General features: G+C 67.0%; 14 protein-coding genes. 7 read left to right on the top strand and 7 right to left on the bottom strand.

Going from position 1 to position 16,043, the window contains the following annotated elements:
• Together D1793_RS06725 and dctP are read right to left on the bottom strand one after the other, a co-directional pair.
• Positions 1–516 (bottom strand): TRAP transporter small permease subunit, encoded by a 516-nt coding sequence (locus D1793_RS06725; protein ID WP_119021477.1) that lies wholly within the window; start codon positions 514–516, stop codon positions 1–3.
• Positions 517–595: 79 nt separating this feature from the next.
• Complete coding sequence (dctP, locus tag D1793_RS06720; RefSeq protein WP_119021476.1) at positions 596–1,591, bottom strand: TRAP transporter substrate-binding protein DctP; 996 nt, start codon at positions 1,589–1,591, stop codon at positions 596–598.
• 202 nt (positions 1,592–1,793) lie between these two features.
• Between dctP and D1793_RS06715 the strand changes: the two genes are divergently transcribed.
• From D1793_RS06715 to D1793_RS06700, 4 genes are all read left to right on the top strand, one after another.
• Positions 1,794–2,477 carry a GntR family transcriptional regulator gene (locus D1793_RS06715; RefSeq protein WP_119021475.1) on the top strand — a complete coding sequence of 228 codons (684 nt, stop codon included), beginning with the start codon at positions 1,794–1,796 and terminating at the stop codon, positions 2,475–2,477.
• 118 nt (positions 2,478–2,595) lie between these two features.
• Positions 2,596–3,579 carry a TRAP transporter substrate-binding protein gene (locus D1793_RS06710; RefSeq protein ID WP_119021474.1) on the top strand — a complete coding sequence of 328 codons (984 nt, stop codon included), beginning with the start codon at positions 2,596–2,598 and terminating at the stop codon, positions 3,577–3,579.
• A 15-nt stretch (positions 3,580–3,594) separates the two neighbouring features.
• Positions 3,595–4,155, top strand: coding sequence for a TRAP transporter small permease (locus tag D1793_RS06705; protein ID WP_119021473.1), 561 nt, complete (start codon positions 3,595–3,597; stop codon positions 4,153–4,155).
• A complete protein-coding gene (locus D1793_RS06700; RefSeq protein WP_119021472.1) occupies positions 4,152–5,420 on the top strand; it encodes a TRAP transporter large permease in 1,269 nt (422 codons plus the stop codon). Before D1793_RS06705 ends, D1793_RS06700 begins: the two co-directional genes overlap by 4 nt.
• A 60-nt stretch (positions 5,421–5,480) precedes the next feature.
• Here D1793_RS06700 and D1793_RS19820 read toward each other — a convergent pair whose 3' ends face one another.
• Positions 5,481–5,609: a putative transporter small subunit gene (locus D1793_RS19820; protein ID WP_240407794.1), complete on the bottom strand. Its 129-nt coding sequence runs from the start codon at positions 5,607–5,609 to the stop codon at positions 5,481–5,483.
• Between the two features lie 25 nt (positions 5,610–5,634).
• Positions 5,635–7,335, bottom strand: a complete 1,701-nt coding sequence (locus D1793_RS06695; RefSeq protein WP_119021471.1) for a sodium:solute symporter family protein — start codon at positions 7,333–7,335, stop codon at positions 5,635–5,637.
• Between the two features lie 680 nt (positions 7,336–8,015).
• Here D1793_RS06695 and D1793_RS06690 point away from each other — a divergent pair.
• A complete protein-coding gene (locus tag D1793_RS06690) occupies positions 8,016–9,488 on the top strand; it encodes a protein adenylyltransferase SelO (protein ID WP_119021470.1) in 1,473 nt (490 codons plus the stop codon).
• 100 nt (positions 9,489–9,588) lie between these two features.
• On the opposite strand, the gene katG is transcribed toward D1793_RS06690, so the two are convergent.
• Positions 9,589–11,757, bottom strand: coding sequence for a catalase/peroxidase HPI (gene katG, locus D1793_RS06685; protein ID WP_119021469.1), 2,169 nt, complete (start codon positions 11,755–11,757; stop codon positions 9,589–9,591).
• Positions 11,758–12,016: 259 nt separating this feature from the next.
• Positions 12,017–12,958, bottom strand: coding sequence for a LysR family transcriptional regulator (locus D1793_RS06680; RefSeq protein ID WP_119021468.1), 942 nt, complete (start codon positions 12,956–12,958; stop codon positions 12,017–12,019).
• A 218-nt stretch (positions 12,959–13,176) separates the two neighbouring features.
• Here D1793_RS06680 and D1793_RS06675 point away from each other — a divergent pair, with 218 nt between their 5' ends.
• Both D1793_RS06675 and D1793_RS06670 read left to right on the top strand, forming a co-directional pair.
• Positions 13,177–14,676 (top strand): CoA-acylating methylmalonate-semialdehyde dehydrogenase, encoded by a 1,500-nt coding sequence (locus tag D1793_RS06675; RefSeq protein WP_119021467.1) that lies wholly within the window; start codon positions 13,177–13,179, stop codon positions 14,674–14,676.
• A 152-nt stretch (positions 14,677–14,828) separates the two neighbouring features.
• Positions 14,829–15,416 (top strand): peroxidase-related enzyme, encoded by a 588-nt coding sequence (locus tag D1793_RS06670; RefSeq protein WP_119021466.1) that lies wholly within the window; start codon positions 14,829–14,831, stop codon positions 15,414–15,416.
• A 138-nt stretch (positions 15,417–15,554) separates the two neighbouring features.
• Here D1793_RS06670 and vsr read toward each other — a convergent pair whose 3' ends face one another.
• Positions 15,555–16,016 carry a DNA mismatch endonuclease Vsr gene (gene vsr, locus D1793_RS06665; protein ID WP_119021465.1) on the bottom strand — a complete coding sequence of 154 codons (462 nt, stop codon included), beginning with the start codon at positions 16,014–16,016 and terminating at the stop codon, positions 15,555–15,557.
• Positions 16,017–16,043: the final 27 nt, after the last annotated feature.

Here is a 16,043-nt window from a genome sequence, read left to right as displayed (position 1 = left end):
CTAGGCCTCCCCGCGCAGGATTTCGGCGATGTACTGCAGCGTCAGCAGGGTGGTGCCCACGGCCATGGGCAGCAGGCCCGGCCACAGCAGCGGGTTCCACACGGTGCCGGTGCGCCAGTTGAATTCGTAGGCCTCCACGACATAGACCCAGGAGGCGAAGGCGAGGGCCGCGCAGAAGGCCAGCCCGATCAGCGAGGCCGTCAGGCGCATGGCCTTCTGCGCCATGCCGCCCAGGGCGTCGGGCAGGATGGTGATGGCGACGTGGCCGCCGGTCATCAGCACGTAGGGGCTGCCCATCAGCATGGCCCCGGTCACCGAGAAGACGGTGAATTCGGTCTGCCAGCTGGTGCTCATGCCGAGCGCATAGCGGATAAAGACCATCTGGCAGATCACCAGCACGCCGGCGATGAACATCACCGCTGCCAGGTACGCGCTCGCGCGGGACAGCTCGTCCATCAACCGTATGTAGCTGCCGATGACCCCGGAGCGTTGAGCAAGGGATTGGGAATTGGCCATGGCCGTTGACTCCTCCCGTTGGGCGAAATGGGGGCCACCCCTGGCGGGTGGCCCGGTTCACGATGGGAAGGGGGAGGCGTCACTCGACCGCGAGGGCGGCGTCGATGATCGCCTGGCCGTTGGGGACGTTGTCGGCGAAGTTCTTGTAGGAGGTCTCGCGGGCGATAGCGAGCCAGGCGTTGTAGTCCTCCTCGCTCATGCGTACCACCTCGATGCCGTTCTCCTCGTAGACCTCCACCATCTTCTGGTCGATGGCGGCTGCCTCGGCGGCGAAGTACTCCTCGGCGGCCTTGCCCGCCTCCAGCAGCGCCGCCTGCTGCTCCTCGTTCAGCCGCTGCCACACCTGCTCGGAGATCAGCACCGGCTCGTACATGAACCACAGGGCGAAGTCGCCCGGCTCGGTCAGGCACTCCACCTGCTCGTAGAGACGGAAGGAGATGAACGACATGGAGGAGGTGTTGGCGGCCTCCAGCACGCCGGTCTGCATCGCGGTGTAGACCTCGGAGGAGGGCATGGAGGCGATGGAGGCCCCGGCGGCCTGCAGCATCTGCTCGAAGGCCGGGCCGGCGGCGCGGATGTTCTGGCCGCGCACGGTGTCGGGCGAGGTGATGCACTGCTCGCTGGAGGCGAAGCCGCCGGCCAGCCAGCTGTCGGCCAGTACCCGCGCTCCGTTGTCCATGATCACCTCCTTGATCATGCCCATGTACTCGGAGTCGTTGAGGCGAGCGGCGTGCTCGTGGTTGCGCACCAGGCCGGGCATCAGGGTGGCGGAAAATTCCGGATGGCGGCCGCTGGCGTAGTCCAGGGGAAGCAGCGTCATGTCGAGGCGGCCGCGAACCAGGGCGCCCCACTGTTCGCCGGCGCGAAACAGCGACTGGCCGGGGTAGACCTGGATCTTGAGGCCCACGTCGGCCTCCTCCACGTGGCGAGCCATCAGCTGGACCATCTCGTCGCGGATGTCGCCCTGGCCCCCGGGGAACTGGTGCGAGGCGCGCAGGACGGTCTCGGCTGAGGCGGAACTGGCGGCGATGGCCAGACCCAGGGCGGCAACGGCGGGCAGGGTATAGCGCTTCATGGGGCGTCTCCAAGGTTGTTCTTGTGTGCTTGGCGTTATGTGCTTGGCGTTATGTGCTTAGCTTGGAATGTAATGTTTATCAGCTGCGCTGATGTATACATCACTAGTTCTGTTATGTGCTACTGTCAAGTGAGTGACACATATTGCGGTCCGGCATATCGTGCTCAGATGCGCCAGGCGGCGTGACCAAGGGAGGTGTCGCATGACCGGTGCCAAGCGCTCCAGCGCACAACGACTCAGGGATGCGCTGGAAGATGACATCATCAACGGCCGGCGGGCGCCGGGAGAGCGTCTCGACCCCGAGGCCCTGGGGCAGGAGTTCAACGTCTCGCGCACGCCGGTGCGGGAGGCGATCCAGCAGCTGGTGGCCAGCGGCCTGGTGACGGTCTCCCCCAAGAAGGGCACCTTCGTGGCCAGGGTGGGGATCGAGGCGCTGATCGAGATGTTCGAGGTGATGGCCGAGCTGGAGGGGATGTGCGGGCGGTTGGCCGCGCGGCGCATCAGCGAGGCGGAGCTCGACGCCCTGAAGGAGGCGCATGCCCGCTGCGAGGCCGCCGCCCGGGCGGGAGACCCGGACGAGTACTACTACGAGAACGAGGCCTTCCACGCCTGTATCTATGCGGCCAGCCACAACGGCTTCCTGGCCAGCGAGGCGCGCCAGCTCAAGCAGCGCCTGAAGCCCTACCGGCGCCTGCAGCTGCAGGTGCGTCACCGGGTCAATACTTCCCTGGACGAGCACCAGGCCATCGTCGATGCCATTGCCGCCGGGGAGGCGGAGCGTGCCGAGGCGCTGCTGCGGGATCACGTGCTGATCCAGGGCGAGCGGTTCAGCGATTTCGTGGCCAGCGTGCGTCGCTTCGAGAGCCCGCTCAGCGGCACGGGGTAAGTCGCCCGGCCGCGATGGCTGCCATCAACGCCTCGTCTGCGGTAATCTCGTCAGCCTGATGATCACAAGGCACGGCCGCACGCACGGCCGGACCACGCTGGACCGACACGAGGCTCCCATGAATCGACTCAAGACGTTGACCCTGGCCGTGGCCGCCGCTGCGCTGGCCACCGCTTCCCTGACCGCCCAGGCGCGGGATTTCCGCCTGGGACTGATCACCCCGCCGCAGCACCTGTGGAGCACCGAGGCCGAGGCCTTCGCCGAGAGCCTGCACGAGCGCTCCGGCGGCGAGCACAGCGTCAGCGTCTTCCCGGCTCAGCAGCTCGGCAACGAGGCGCAGATGGTCCAGCAGCTGCAGACCGGCGCACTCGACATGGCCTTCCTGACCATCGCCGAGATCTCCAACCGCATCCCCGACTTCGGTGCCCTCTACGCGCCCTACCTGGTGGACGACGTGGACCACGCCGCGCGCCTGCTGCGCTCCGACACCGCCGCCGAGCTGCTCGAGCTGATGCCGGCCGAGGTGGGCCTCGTCGGGCTCGGCTACGGCATGGTGGGCATGCGCCAGGTGCTCTCTCGCAGCCCCATCGAGAGCATGGGCGACATGCGCGGCCAGCGTCTGCGCATCACCCCCTTCGAGCCGATCCGCGACTTCTACACCGCCACCGGCGCGGCCCCGGCGCCGCTGCCGCTGCTCGAGGTCTATGACGCCCTGGCCAACGGCCAGGTGGACGCCATCGACATGGACTTCGATTCGATCCTGATCCTCAAATTCCATGAGCAGGCACGCAACCTGCTGATCTCCAACCATATGATGTTCCCCATGGTGGGCGTGGTCTCGGGCCGGGTGTGGCGCGAGCTCTCCGCGGAGGATCGCGAGCTGATCGAGACCACCATGGCCGAGCACCTGGAGAACGTGCTGGCCGGCTTCCAGCAGATGGACGCCGACCAGGAGGCCGAGATCCGCGGCCTGGACCTCAACATCGTCGAGGCCGACGCCGAGTTCTTCAGCGAGGCCATCGCCGAGTGGGAGGCCACCTGGGCCGAGAAGGCGCCGATGCTCGAGGCGCTGCGCGAGGAAGCCGAGCGCCTGCGCCAGTAAGCGGAAGGCGAGCCGATGCTGTCACGCCTCTCCGACCGCCTGGCCTACCTGGAGGAGATCGCCGCCGCCGCCCTCGCGGCGGCGGTCACCCTGCTGATCCTCGTCAACGTGGCCTTCCGCGCCGCGGGCAGCCCCCTCTACTGGATCAGCGAGCTGGCCATCTACGCCATGATCTGGATGACCTTCCTGATCGCCAGTGCGGTGCTCAAGCGCCGCCAGAGCATCTCGGTCACCCTGCTCAGCGACCTGGTGCCTGGCTTCGGCCATCGGCTGCTGATGGCCGCGGTCGATCTCGCCGTGCTGCTCTTCGCGGTGCTGCTGCTGTGGCTCTGCTGGCGCTGGTACCAGCCGCTGGCGCTGGCCCAGGCGGGCTTCGACTTCCGCGCCTTCCAGGGCGAGACCTTCAACTTCATCTATGCCGAGAACACCTCGACGCTGGGCATCAGGAAGTTCTGGGTGTGGCTGATCGTGCCCTGGTTCGCGCTGTCGCTGACCTTTCACGGCCTGGTCAACCTGGGCGGCGCCCTGCGCGGGCTGCGTGACCCGGGGCAGGCGCCCCCGGAGGCGACGCCATGACGGTCGCGATCTTTGCGCTGCTGCTGCTGGGGGCGGTGCCCATCGCGCTCGTGCTGGCGCTGACCGCGATGTTCTACATCCAGGTCTCGGGCAACAGCGTGCTCTTCGACTCCTACCCCCAGCAGCTCTTCGGCGCTATCGAGAGCTACGGGCTGCTGGCGATCCCGCTCTTCATGCTGGCCGGGGAGCTGATGAACGAGGGCGGGGTGACCCGCCGGCTGATCGACCTGGCGCGGCTGCTGGTGGGCGGCTTCCGCGGCGGGCTCGCCTACATCAACCTGGTGGCCAACATGATGATGGCGGCCATCGTCGGCTCGGCCGCCTCGCAGATCGCCATCATGTCGCGGGCCATGGTGCCGGCCATGGAACGGGAGGGCTACAGCCGCTCCTACGGCGCGGCGATCACCGCCGCCGGGGGCCTGCTCTCGCCGATCATTCCCCCCTCCATGCTCTTCGTGCTGTTCGGTGTCATGGCCCAGGTGCCCATCGCCGAGATGTTCATCGCCGGCATCCTGCCGGGCCTGCTGCTGGGCTTCAGCTTCTTCCTGACCATCGCCGTGGTGGGGCTGGTACAGCAGTACCCCAAGGGGGCGTGGCCGAGCCGCGCCGAGGCGAAGCGGGCGCTGCTCATGGGCCTGCCGGCGCTCTCCATCCCGCTGATCATCATCGGCGGCATCCTGCTCGGGCTGGCCACGCCCACGGAGTCCGCGGCGCTGGCGTCGCTGGCGGCGCTGCTGCTGGGGCGCTTCCTCTATCGCGATCTGAAGGTCGCCATGCTGCCGACGGTGCTCCGGCGCACGGCCGTGAATGCGGGGCTCGTGATCATGCTGATCGCCGCCGCCGGGGTGTTCGGCTGGGTGATCGTCTACGAGCGGCTGCCGCAGATGGCCGCGGCCTGGATCGCCGCGCTGACCACCGACCCCTTCCTGTTCCTGCTGCTGCTGATCGGCGTGCTGCTGCTGGTGGGGATGATCATCGACGGCATCGCCGCGCTGATCCTGGTGGTGCCGATCCTGCTGCCCATCGCCACCCAGCAGTTCGGCATCAGCCCCTACCAGTTCGGCGTGGTGGTCTGCCTGACCCTGGTGCTGGGCCTGCTCACCCCGCCGGTGGGGGCGGGGCTCTATATCGCCTCCTCCATGACCGGGGCCTCGCCAATGCGCATCTTCCGCTCGCTGCTCCCCTTCCTGCTGGCGAGCCTCGCCACCCTGGTGCTGCTGGCCTGGCAGCCCTGGCTGACCACGGCGCTGATCGGGCGCGGATAAGCCTGTCCGAAACGCGAACGGGCCCCCTCGGGGCCCGTTCTGTCTGGCGTGCGCCGGCGGTTATACCAGCTCGCGATTCTCCTCGCGGGCCCGGCGGCGGTCGCGCAGCACGGCGCGGATGATCAGCGCCAGCACGCCCAGGGTGAGGGCGGGCCAGATCAGCACATAGACGGCGTAGAGTGCGGTCATCGTCGTTCTCCCTGTTGTCCTGGAATCAGCGCTGGCCGGCGAGCCGGGCGGAGGCCGGAAGCGCCTCGCCCGCCTCGGCGGCCGGCGCGTCACGGGGCGTGTCGTAGTCGCCCACCCGCTCGCGGATGGTGGCGAAGTCGAAGTCCGGCTGACGGCTCAGCAGGCTCATCACCACGCACACCACGGTGCTGGCGCCGTAGGCGGTCAGCGAGGCGAGCAGCACGGTGTAGTCGTGCAGGAAGCCGGTGGCGAAGACCAGCATGGCCACCAGCGCCAGCACGCCGGCGACGAACCCCGCGGGCCAGCCCAGGAAGCCGAACACCATCAGGCCGATGATCACGCCCCCGCCGACGCTTGCCAGCAGCTCGAAGAAGAGGCCGCTGCCGCCGGAGAGGGGCACCAGTTCGAAACGCGCCACGCAGAAGAGCACCATGGCCACCAGCACCGAGGTGGTGAAGGCCTGGTTGGTGACCCGGTTCCAGAAGCAGCTGGCGATCACCGGGAAGACGATGGCGCCCCACAGAGCCCCCACGAAGACCAGCATCACCAGGATATCGAGGGCGAAGCTGGCGAAGAGGACCCCCACCATGGTGGCGATGACCATGGTCAGGCGGCCCACCAGCAGCATGCGCCTGGGATCGGCCTTGCCGCGGGCGAGGTTCTTGCCGTAGACGTCGGCCATCATGATCGCCGACAGCGCCGAGAGGTCGGAATCGGCGGTGGAGGAGAGCGAACCGATCACCAGGATGAAGAAGAGCGCGATGAACAGCGGCGGCAGGTAGCCGGAGACCATCTGCGGGATCAGGTTGTTCATGTCACCGTTGAGCGGCTCCATGCCGATGGTCAGGGCCATCAGGCCGATCATGCCGAGGCCGATGACGATGGCGCCGTAGCCCAGGGTGGCGGTGAGGAAGGTCGGCTTGATGTGGTCCTCGTTCACCGCGAAGAGGCGCTGGGAGATCGTCTGGTTGCCGATGGCGTAGGCCAGCACGGCCACGAAGAAGGGGGCGCCCTGGTGGAGGATGGCATCCATGGAGAAGAAGTTGGCCTGCTCCGGCGTCAGGTTGCCGAGGCCGGCCACCAGCTCGGTCGGGCCGCCCATGGCGAAGAACACCGCGGGAATGATCACGATGGCAATGGCCATGAGCGCCACCAGTTGGGCGAAGTCGGTCAGAATGGAGGCGCGGAAGCCGGACCATAGCGTATAAAGCAGTACCCCGAAGCCGGCGATGATCACCCCGGCCTGGAAGGAGAGCGGCGAGAGCACCGAGACCAGCGCACCGGCGGCAGTGAAGTTCACCATCAGGCTGATCACGCTGCCGAGCACGTTGGAGAGGGCGAGGATCAGCTGGCTGGAGGAGCCGTGGCGGGCGTGGATCAGCTCGCCCAGGGTGTGGGCGTTGGGAGCCAGCCTGCGGAAGCGTCGACCGAAGGGGTAGATGAAGAGGATCATCAGCGCGCCCCACAGTCCGTAGTGGATGGGGCCCGAGACGCCGTAGGTGTAGCCGGAGGTGGCCGCGGCGTAGAAGGAGGCCGCCCAGATCCAGGTGGCGGTCATGCTGGCCGCGCCGATGCCGAAGCCCACGCGGTGGTTGGAGACCATGAAGGCGTCGGCGTCCTCGTTCTTCCTGCGGATGCCGAGCGTCATCAGGTAGGTGCCGCCGTAGAAGGCGAGCAGCAGCAGGATGACGGTCAGGGTCGAGAATTGATAGAGCTCGTTGTTCAAGAACGTTCCCTCGGTAGGTGAAACGGAGGCGTTCCGGGCATCCCGGGTGGGCCAGGATGCCGAACGCGGCGATAATGGTGGGGGCCTCGGGCCGTGACGGCGTGGGCCGCCTGGTCGAAGTGCGATCCGTCGGGCCGCAAACGGTCGTCCCGCGAACGGGCAGGCAGCGGCCTGCCGCCGGCGCATTGGCGCGGGGTCAGGAACTCGCGACCGGGCACGGCAGAGGCTGCCGTGGAGGCATTACCCCGCGAAGGGGAGGTCGGGCGGCGGGCGGCGCGGCATGCACCGGCCCTCATCGGCATAGTGGCGCGACATGGATTCCTTCTCTCTCGATGGCGTCGTCGACGGTCAGTCGAAGGGTACGGCGATCCAGTCTGCGGTAAGGCAAGACCAGGGCGGCCGGGGCGCAGAGGCCGCGGCTCGTCAGGGATCGGTTCTTGTATACGTTGACCTGATCCGGGGGACACAACCCTACCCATCCGAATCAAGAATGTCCAATCTCCACCGAAAGCGACGGGAACTGAGCGTACTTTCGCCGAATCAGTCGATCCGGCCTGGCCTGCGAGGCTCGGGTGCCGATGGCCGCAGGCTAGCCCGCTATGGCGGCGATAGCTCGAAAGCCACAATCCCGAGCGTTATACTCGGGTATTGACCTCGTTCTTCGCCCGCCCGGAGCCGCCATGTTTCCCGCCTTCACCCTGCGTTACGTTCGCCTGCCGGAACACTTCTATCTCCGCTTCCACCCGGTGCCGGTGCCCGCGCCGCGGCTGGTGGCCTTCAACCGGCCGCTGGCCGAGGAACTCGGCTTCGATCTCGGTGCCTTCGATGAGGCGCGCGCCGCCGAGTGGTTCTCCGGCAACGCCGTGCCACCCGGCGCCGAGCCCATCGCCCAGGCCTACGCCGGCCACCAGTTCGGCCACTTCAACCCGCGCCTCGGCGACGGCCGGGCGGTGCTGCTTGGCGAGGTGACCGACCGCGACGGGCGCCTGCGCGATATCCAGCTCAAGGGCGCCGGGATGACCCCCTTTTCCCGCGGCGCCGACGGTCGCGCACCCCTCGGGCCGGTGCTGCGCGAGTACCTGGTGAGCGAGGCGATGCATCGGCTGGGCGTGCCCACCACCCGGGCGCTGGCCGCGGTGACCACCGGCGAGCGGGTCTTCCGCCGAGTGCCGGAGCCCGGTGCGGTGCTGACCCGGGTGGCGTCGAGCCACCTGCGGGTGGGTACCTTCCAGTACTTCGCCGCCCGGGGCGAGCATGAGGCGGTGCGCACCCTGGCCGATCTCGCCATCGAGCGACACTATCCCCAGCTTAAGAGCCTGGAGGAGGGGGAGCGCTACGCGGCGCTGCTGGAGGCGGCGGTGGGGCGTCAGGCGGCCCTGGTGGCGAGGTGGATGGGGCTCGGCTTCATCCACGGGGTGATGAACACCGACAACTGCGCGATCTCCGGCGAGACCATCGACTACGGCCCCTGCGCTTTCATGGAGGCCTATGATCCGGCGACGGTGTTCAGCTCCATCGACGAGCAGGGGCGCTACGCCTATCGCAACCAGCCCTGGCTCGCCCAGTGGAACCTGGCGCGGCTGGCCGAGACCCTGCTGCCGCTGATCGATGCGGACCAGCAGCGCGCCATCGAGCGCGCCACGGCGCTGGTCGAGGGTTTCGAGCCGCGCTACGCGGCCGAGTGGCTGGCGGTCTTTCGCGAGAAGCTCGGGCTTGTTCAGGAAGAGGCGGGTGACCGCGAGCTGGCCGAGACCTTCCTCGAGGCGCTGCAGGCCGGCCGGGCCGACTTCACTCTGGCCTTCCGTCGCCTGAGTGAAGCGGTTGAAGACGATGCCTCGGCGCTGCTGGCGCTGTTCGAGAACGACGCGGCGCTGCGGGAGTGGCTGCCGCGCTGGCGCGAGCGTCTGGCTCGGGAAGGCGCCGGCAGTGGGGAGATCGCCGCGCGCCTGAACGCCGTCAATCCGCTCTATATTCCCCGCAACCACCTGGTGGAGCGGATGATCGCGGCCGCCGCCGAGCAGGATGACTTCGGCCCCTTCGAGGCCCTGCGCGAGGTGCTGGCCGAGCCCTTCACCGAGCAGCCGGGGCGGGAAGAGTACGCCCAGCCTGCGCCGGCTACCGAGCGGGTCTTCCGCACCTTCTGCGGTACCTGAGCCGACGCGGAAAACCGCGAACCCAAAAAGACGCCCGGGTTTTCCCGGGCGTCTCTGTGGGTGACGGCGTGGCCGGGTCTCCCCGGCCAGCGCGAGGGCGTTACGCTACGTCGAAGCGGTCGGCGTTCATCACCTTGGTCCAGGCGGCAACGAAGTCCTTCACGAACTTCTCCTGGTTGTCATCCTGGGCGTAGAGCTCGGCGTAGGCGCGCAGGATGGAGTTGGAGCCGAACACCAGGTCGACGCGGGTCGCGGTGAACTTGGTGCTGCCGCTCTTGCGATCCACGATGTTGTACGAGTTCTTGCCGGTGGGCTCCCAGCGGTTCGCCATATCGGTCAGGTTGACGAAGAAGTCATTGGTCAGCTGGCCCACGCGGTCGGTGAAGACCCCGTGCTTGGTGCCGCCGTGGTTGGTGCCCAGCACCCGCATGCCGCCCAGCAGCACGGTCATCTCCGGTGCGGTCAGGCCCATCAGCTGGGCGCGGTCGAGCAGCATCTCCTCCGGCTTGACCACATAGTCCTTCTTCTGCCAGTTGCGGAAGCCGTCGGAGAGCGGCTCCAGGGGCTCGAAGGACTCGGCGTCGGTCATCTCGTCGGTGGCATCGCCGCGGCCCTTCAGGAAGGGCACGTGGACGTCATGGCCCGCGGCCCTGGCGGCCTGCTCGATGCCCAGGTTGCCGCCCAGCACGATCACGTCGGCGATGCTGGCGCCGGTCTCGGCGGAGATCTGCTCGTAGACCTTCAGCACCTTGGCCAGGCGCGCAGGCTCGTTGCCTTCCCAGTCCTTCTGGGGCGCCAGGCGGATACGGGCACCGTTGGCGCCGCCGCGCATGTCGGAGCCGCGGAAGGTGCGGGCGCTGTCCCAGGCGGTGCAGACCAGCTCGTCGAGGGAGAGGCCGGCCTGGGCGATCTTCTCCTTGACCACCTCCTCGATGTAGTTGGTCTCGCCCTGGGGCACCGGGTCCTGCCAGATCAGGTCCTCGGCCGGGACTTCCGGACCGATGTAGCGGGACTTCGGCCCCATGTCGCGGTGGGTCAGCTTGAACCAGGCGCGGGCGAAGCAGTCCTTGAAGTACTCGGGATCTGCCATGAACTTCTCGCAGATGGCCCGGTACTTCGGATCCATCTTCATCGCCATGTCGGCGTCGGTCATCATCGGCTTGTGGCGCTTGGAGGGGTCGGTGGGATCCACCGGCATGTGCTCCTCCTTGATGTCGATCGGCTCCCACTGGTTGGCACCCGCAGGGCTCTTCGTCAGCTGCCACTCGTAGCCGAACAGCAGCTCGAAGTAGCCCATGTCGAACACGGTCGGGTTGGTGGTCCAGGCCCCCTCGATGCCGGAGGTGACGGCATTGGCCGCCTTGCCGTCCATGTGCGGGTTCATCCAGCCGAAGCCCTGGTTCTCCACATCGGCGCCTTCCGGCTCCGGGCCCAGGGCATCGGCATCGCCGTTGCCGTGGGCCTTGCCGACGGTGTGGCCGCCGGCGGTCAGCGCCGCGGTCTCCTCGTCGTTCATCGCCATGCGGGCGAAGGTGACGCGCACCTGCTCGGCGGTCTTGAGCGGGTCGGGCTGGCCGTTCACCCCTTCCGGGTTCACGTAGATCAGGCCCATCTGCACCGCGGCCAGCGGGTTCTCCATGGTGTCGGGCTTGTCGACGTTCTCGTAGCGGCTATCCGAAGGTGCCAGCCACTCCTTCTCGGCGCCCCAGTAGATGTCCTTCTCGGGGTGCCAGATGTCCTCGCGGCCGTAGGAGAAGCCGAAGGTCTTGAAGCCCATTGACTCGTAGGCCACGTTGCCGGCCAGGATGAAGAGGTCGGCCCAGCTGATCTTGTTGCCGTACTTCTTCTTGATCGGCCAGAGCAGGCGGCGTGCCTTGTCCAGGTTGCCGTTGTCGGGCCAGGAGTTGAGCGGAGCGAAACGCTGGTTGCCGGTGCCGCCGCCGCCGCGGCCGTCGGCCAGGCGATAGGTGCCCGCCGCGTGCCAGGCCATGCGGATCATCAGGCCGCCGTAGTGGCCCCAGTCGGCCGGCCACCACTCCTGGCTGTCGGTCATCAGCGCATGCATGTCCTGCTTCAGCGCCTCGAAGTCGAGGGTCTTCACCGCCTCGCGGTAGTCGAAGTCCTCGCCCATCGGATTGGTCTTGCGATCATGCTGGTGGAGGATGTCCAGGTTCAGGGATTCCGGCCACCAGGCGACAACATCCGCCTTCTCCTGCGTGTTGGACCCGTGCATCACCGGGCACTTGCCTGTGTTCTGCTGATCACCCATGTCGCACTCCATCTTGGCTGCTTTGAGCTTGGCTGTGTTTCGGGAATAGCCATCCTTGTATAGACGATGGCTTCCCGGGGGGACAATGAGCCATATCAACCATCGCCAACCTCGCTGGCATGACGGCCGCTGCTCCTGTCCGCATCACCCCTAACCTACTCCCCCGAGATCCATTAGCACAATGCGGCATTGTCCACCGCGGCGATAGGCAATCTCAATCGGCAGGCGGCGGCGGAACTGCTACGCCTGACGCGGCCCGTCAGGCCTCGGGAAGGTGCAGTTCTCGGGTCTCGCCCATCAGGAAGTCGCGGTTGGCCTCCAGCGCCTCGCGCAGGAAGTCCCACAGCAGGTGTACCCGGGCCAGGCGGCGCTGCTCCTGGCGGGCGGTGATCCAGAACTGGCGGTCGATCGCCACCTCGTCTGTCAGTACCCGGACCAGTGGCCCGCTGCTTTCCGCCATGAAGCAGGGCAGCACGGCGAGCCCCGCCCCGTGCAGGCAGGCGGCGTGCTGGGTGGTCACGCTGGTGCTGCGCATGGCGAAGTGCGGCCCGGGGTGGCCGACCACCGCGGGGTCGAGCAGCGGCTCCAGGTAGCTGAGCTGCTCGCTGAAGATCAGGTCGTCCACGTAGCCGACCAGCCGGTGTTCCCCCAGCTCGGCGAGGCGCCCGGGCCGGCCGTGGCGCTCGAGGTAGCCCTCGCTGGCGTAGAGCCGCAGCCGGTAGTCGCACAGCCGCGAGATCACCAGCCCCGGGCTCACCGGGCGCTCCACGGTGATGGCCAGGTCCGCCTCGTGGCGGCTCAGGTTGACCACCCGGGGCAGGGCGAGCAGGTCCAGGGTCACCCCGGGGTGGCGGCTGCAGAAGGCCGAGAGCAGCGGGGCGATCACCCAGGTGCCGAAGCCCTCGGTCACCCCCAGGCGGATCTGGCCGCTGATCTGGTGGTTCTTGTCGGTGAGGCTCTCGCCGGCCTCGAAGGCGTGGCGAGCCATCTCCTCGGCGTGGGCGAGCAGCTGCTGGCCCGCCTCGGTGAGGTGGTAGCCGTGGGTGCTGCGCTCGAAGAGCTGGGTGTTGAGCTTCTGCTCGAAGCGCCGGGTGCGCCGCGACAGGGTAGAGTGGTCCAGCCCCAGGCGGCGGGCCGCATCGGTGAGCCGCTGGCTGCGGGCCACCTCGAGAAAGATCTGGATATCCTGCCAGTCGAGCATGGGGGCCTTTCCGATAGTGGGAGTCGGGCTTGTTTGTGCATGGATGCACAAACAATGTGCCCGAGTGCCCGTTGTCACACCATCCGACCTCTGGATAGACTCGTTTCCATCACCTTCCGTGTTTTTATACACACAAAGTCTAATGCCAGGGCGATCCACGGCAACGTCAACAACAAGCCGATCCCCCGGGCAGCGACAGCGCAGAGAGGAGCACGCCCATGTCAGTCCGCGAAATCCCCATGATCATCGACGGCCAGCCCGTCCAGTCCCAGAGCCAGGAGTGGCGCGACGTGGTCAACCCGGCCACCCAGGAGGTGGTCGCCCGGGTGCCGTTCTGCACCGCGGAGGAGGTGGAGCGCGCCGTGGCCAGCGCCAAGGAGGCCTTCAAGGAGTGGCGCAAGGTGCCGCTGGGCAAGCGCATGCGCATCATGCTCAAGCTGCAGGCGCTGATCCGCGAGCACACCGACGAGCTGGCCGCGCTGATCACCGAGGAGCACGGCAAGACCCTGCCCGACGCCGTGGGTGAGGTGGGCCGCGGCCTGGAAGTGGTGGAGCACGCCTGCTCGATCACCAGCCTGCAGCTGGGCGAGCTGGCCGAGAACGCGGCAAGCGAGGTGGACGTCTACACCATGCACCAGCCGCTGGGCGTGGGCGCCGGCATCACCGCCTTCAACTTCCCGATCATGCTGCCCTGCTTCATGTTCCCGCTGGCCATCGCCACCGGTAACACCTTCGTGCTCAAGCCCTCCGAGCAGGACCCGAGCTCCACCATGCGCCTGGTCGAGCTGGCCCACGAGGCAGGCATCCCAGCCGGCGTGCTCAACGTGGTCCACGGCGGCCCGGACGTGGCCAACCAGATCGCCGACCATGCCGACATCAAGGCGCTCTCCTTCATCGGCTCCACCCACGTGGGCTCGCTGCTCTACAACCGCGCCGCCGCCGCCGGCAAGCGCATGCAGTCGATGATGGGCGCCAAGAACCACTGCGTCATCATGCCCGATGCCAACCGCAGCCAGGCCATCAACAATCTGCTCGGCTCCGCCTATGGCGCCGCCGGCCAGCGCTGCATGGCCAACTCCGTGGTGGTGCTGGTGGGCGAGGCCCGCGAGTGGCTGGCGGACATCGTCGAGGGCACCAAGAGCATGAAGGTGGGCCCCGGCACCCAGACCGACGCCGACCTCGGCCCGCTGGTCTCTCCCCAGGCGAAGGAGCGCGTCGAGCGGCTGATCACCGCCGGCGAGAAGGAGGGCGCCAAGCTGCTGGTGGACGGCCGCGGCTACCGGGTCGAGGGCTACCCGAACGGCAACTTCGTCGGCCCGACCCTGTTCGCCGACGTGACCCCGGAGATGAGCATCTACCGCGAGGAGATCTTCGGCCCGGTGCTCTGCGTGGTGACCGTCGACACCCTGGACGAGGCGATCGCGTTCATCAACGCCAATCCCAACGGCAACGGCACCTCCATCTTCACCAACTCCGGCTGGGTGGCGCGCCGCTTCGAGACCGACATCGACGTGGGCCAGATCGGCATCAACGTGCCGATCCCGGTGCCTGTCGCCTACTTCAGCTTCACCGGCTCCCGGGCCTCCAAGCTGGGTGACCTGGGCCCCAACGGCAAGCAGGCGATCGCCTTCTGGACCCAGACCAAGACCGTCACCGCCCGCTGGTACGAGCCGGAGAACGTCTCCAGCGGCATCAACAGCACCATCTCCCTGAGCTGATCACCTCCGCTCGGTAACGACAGGGCCCTGCCTCGAGAGAGGCGGGGCCGTTTGCTTTGATGACTCACCTGCGACCGAGATCGTATGGACAGCACCCTGACGTTAACGTTAACTGGAGGGTCTCCATAACAACCACAACGCCAGGAGCCACCATGACCGTGCCCATCAGCCGCTTTCCCATCCCCGAGTCGATCCAGGACCTCCCCGAGGACATCCGCGACGCCATGCTGGCGGTGCAGGAGAAGGCTGGGTTCATCCCCAACGTCTTCCTGATGCTGGCCCACCGCCCGGCCGAGTTCCGCGCCTTCTTTGCCTATCACGACGCCCTGATGGAGCGAGAATCCGACACCCTCACCAAGGCGGAGAAGGAGATGATCGTGGTGGCCACCAGCGCCCGCAACCAGTGCCTCTATTGCGTAGTCGCCCACGGTGCCCTGGTGCGGATCTACAGCAAGGATCCGCTGCTGGCCGACCAGGTCGCCATCAACCACCGCGTCGCTGGCCTCAGCGAGCGCCACCGGGTGATGCTCGACTTCGCCATGCACAGCGGCCTGGAGGTCGGCGAGCTCACCGACGAGTGGCAGACCCGCCTGTTGGAGGTCGGCTTCACCCAGGACGACATCTGGGACATCGGCGCCATCGCCGCCTTCTTCGGCATGTCCAACCGCTTGGTCACCCTCGCCGGCACCCCGCCCAACGAGGAGTTCTACCTGATGGGACGGGTGCCGCGGGAGAAGTAAGGCGTAAAGCAGCCACCTAGAGGCTCAGGGAAACCTGGAATGCCCCTGACAACCTGGTATGATGCCAACATGGCATGGGGGCATGCCTCATTCGAGATGCAGGTCAAGTTAACTGCAATTGCAGTTATACAGCCGGTATCAAGCAAGGCGGTCCCTAGGTGGTTTGTGAGGCCACTCCTGATATTGATTGACGGCCGTGATCAAGACAGGTACGTCGGATAGCCGATAGGTACAGTGCTTGAAACCGCATTCCCATACGATCAGGATGCGCCATCCCAGTTTGGTCAGCTCCTTTCGGTTGCTTGCATCCCTCCTGATGTTGGCGTCGAACTTGGCACTCCAGAATTCTGGTCGTGTTTGTGGTGTAGTCGCGTAGAAACAGCCGTTGTGACGGTGCCAGAAGCATCCATGAACGAAAATAGCCAGTCGGTAGCGCGGCAGGACCAAGTCAGGGGAGCCAGGGAGGTCACTCCTATGAAGGCGGAAGCGAAAACCCTGAGCGTGAAGGTGGCGGCGCAACATCAACTCGGGCTTCGTGTTCTTAGCTCTGATACTGCCCATCATTCGGGAACGCGTAGGCCTGTCAAAAATATCTGGCATTTTTCTTTGGCCTCTATTTTTTACTCT

The sequence above is a fragment of the Halomonas sp. JS92-SW72 genome, assembly GCF_003547075.1.
Taxonomy (GTDB): Bacteria; Pseudomonadota; Gammaproteobacteria; order Pseudomonadales; family Halomonadaceae; genus Halomonas; species Halomonas alkalicola.
Note: the sequence above shows the minus strand (reverse complement) of the source record. Positions and strands in the feature narration are given on the sequence as shown.

Coding starts and splice junctions, on each gene's coding strand:
- vsr (WP_119021465.1), bottom strand. CDS start 16,016: ATGCCAGATATTTTTGACAGGCCTACGCGTTCCCGAATGATGGGCAGT.
- dctP (WP_119021476.1), bottom strand. CDS start 1,591: ATGAAGCGCTATACCCTGCCCGCCGTTGCCGCCCTGGGTCTGGCCATC.
- D1793_RS19820 (WP_240407794.1), bottom strand. CDS start 5,609: ATGACCGCACTCTACGCCGTCTATGTGCTGATCTGGCCCGCCCTCACC.
- D1793_RS06710 (WP_119021474.1), top strand. CDS start 2,596: ATGAATCGACTCAAGACGTTGACCCTGGCCGTGGCCGCCGCTGCGCTG.
- D1793_RS06680 (WP_119021468.1), bottom strand. CDS start 12,958: ATGCTCGACTGGCAGGATATCCAGATCTTTCTCGAGGTGGCCCGCAGC.
- katG (WP_119021469.1), bottom strand. CDS start 11,757: ATGGGTGATCAGCAGAACACAGGCAAGTGCCCGGTGATGCACGGGTCC.
- D1793_RS06715 (WP_119021475.1), top strand. CDS start 1,794: ATGACCGGTGCCAAGCGCTCCAGCGCACAACGACTCAGGGATGCGCTG.
- D1793_RS06700 (WP_119021472.1), top strand. CDS start 4,152: ATGACGGTCGCGATCTTTGCGCTGCTGCTGCTGGGGGCGGTGCCCATC.
- D1793_RS06725 (WP_119021477.1), bottom strand. CDS start 516: ATGGCCAATTCCCAATCCCTTGCTCAACGCTCCGGGGTCATCGGCAGC.
- D1793_RS06675 (WP_119021467.1), top strand. CDS start 13,177: ATGTCAGTCCGCGAAATCCCCATGATCATCGACGGCCAGCCCGTCCAG.
- D1793_RS06690 (WP_119021470.1), top strand. CDS start 8,016: ATGTTTCCCGCCTTCACCCTGCGTTACGTTCGCCTGCCGGAACACTTC.
- D1793_RS06670 (WP_119021466.1), top strand. CDS start 14,829: ATGACCGTGCCCATCAGCCGCTTTCCCATCCCCGAGTCGATCCAGGAC.
- D1793_RS06705 (WP_119021473.1), top strand. CDS start 3,595: ATGCTGTCACGCCTCTCCGACCGCCTGGCCTACCTGGAGGAGATCGCC.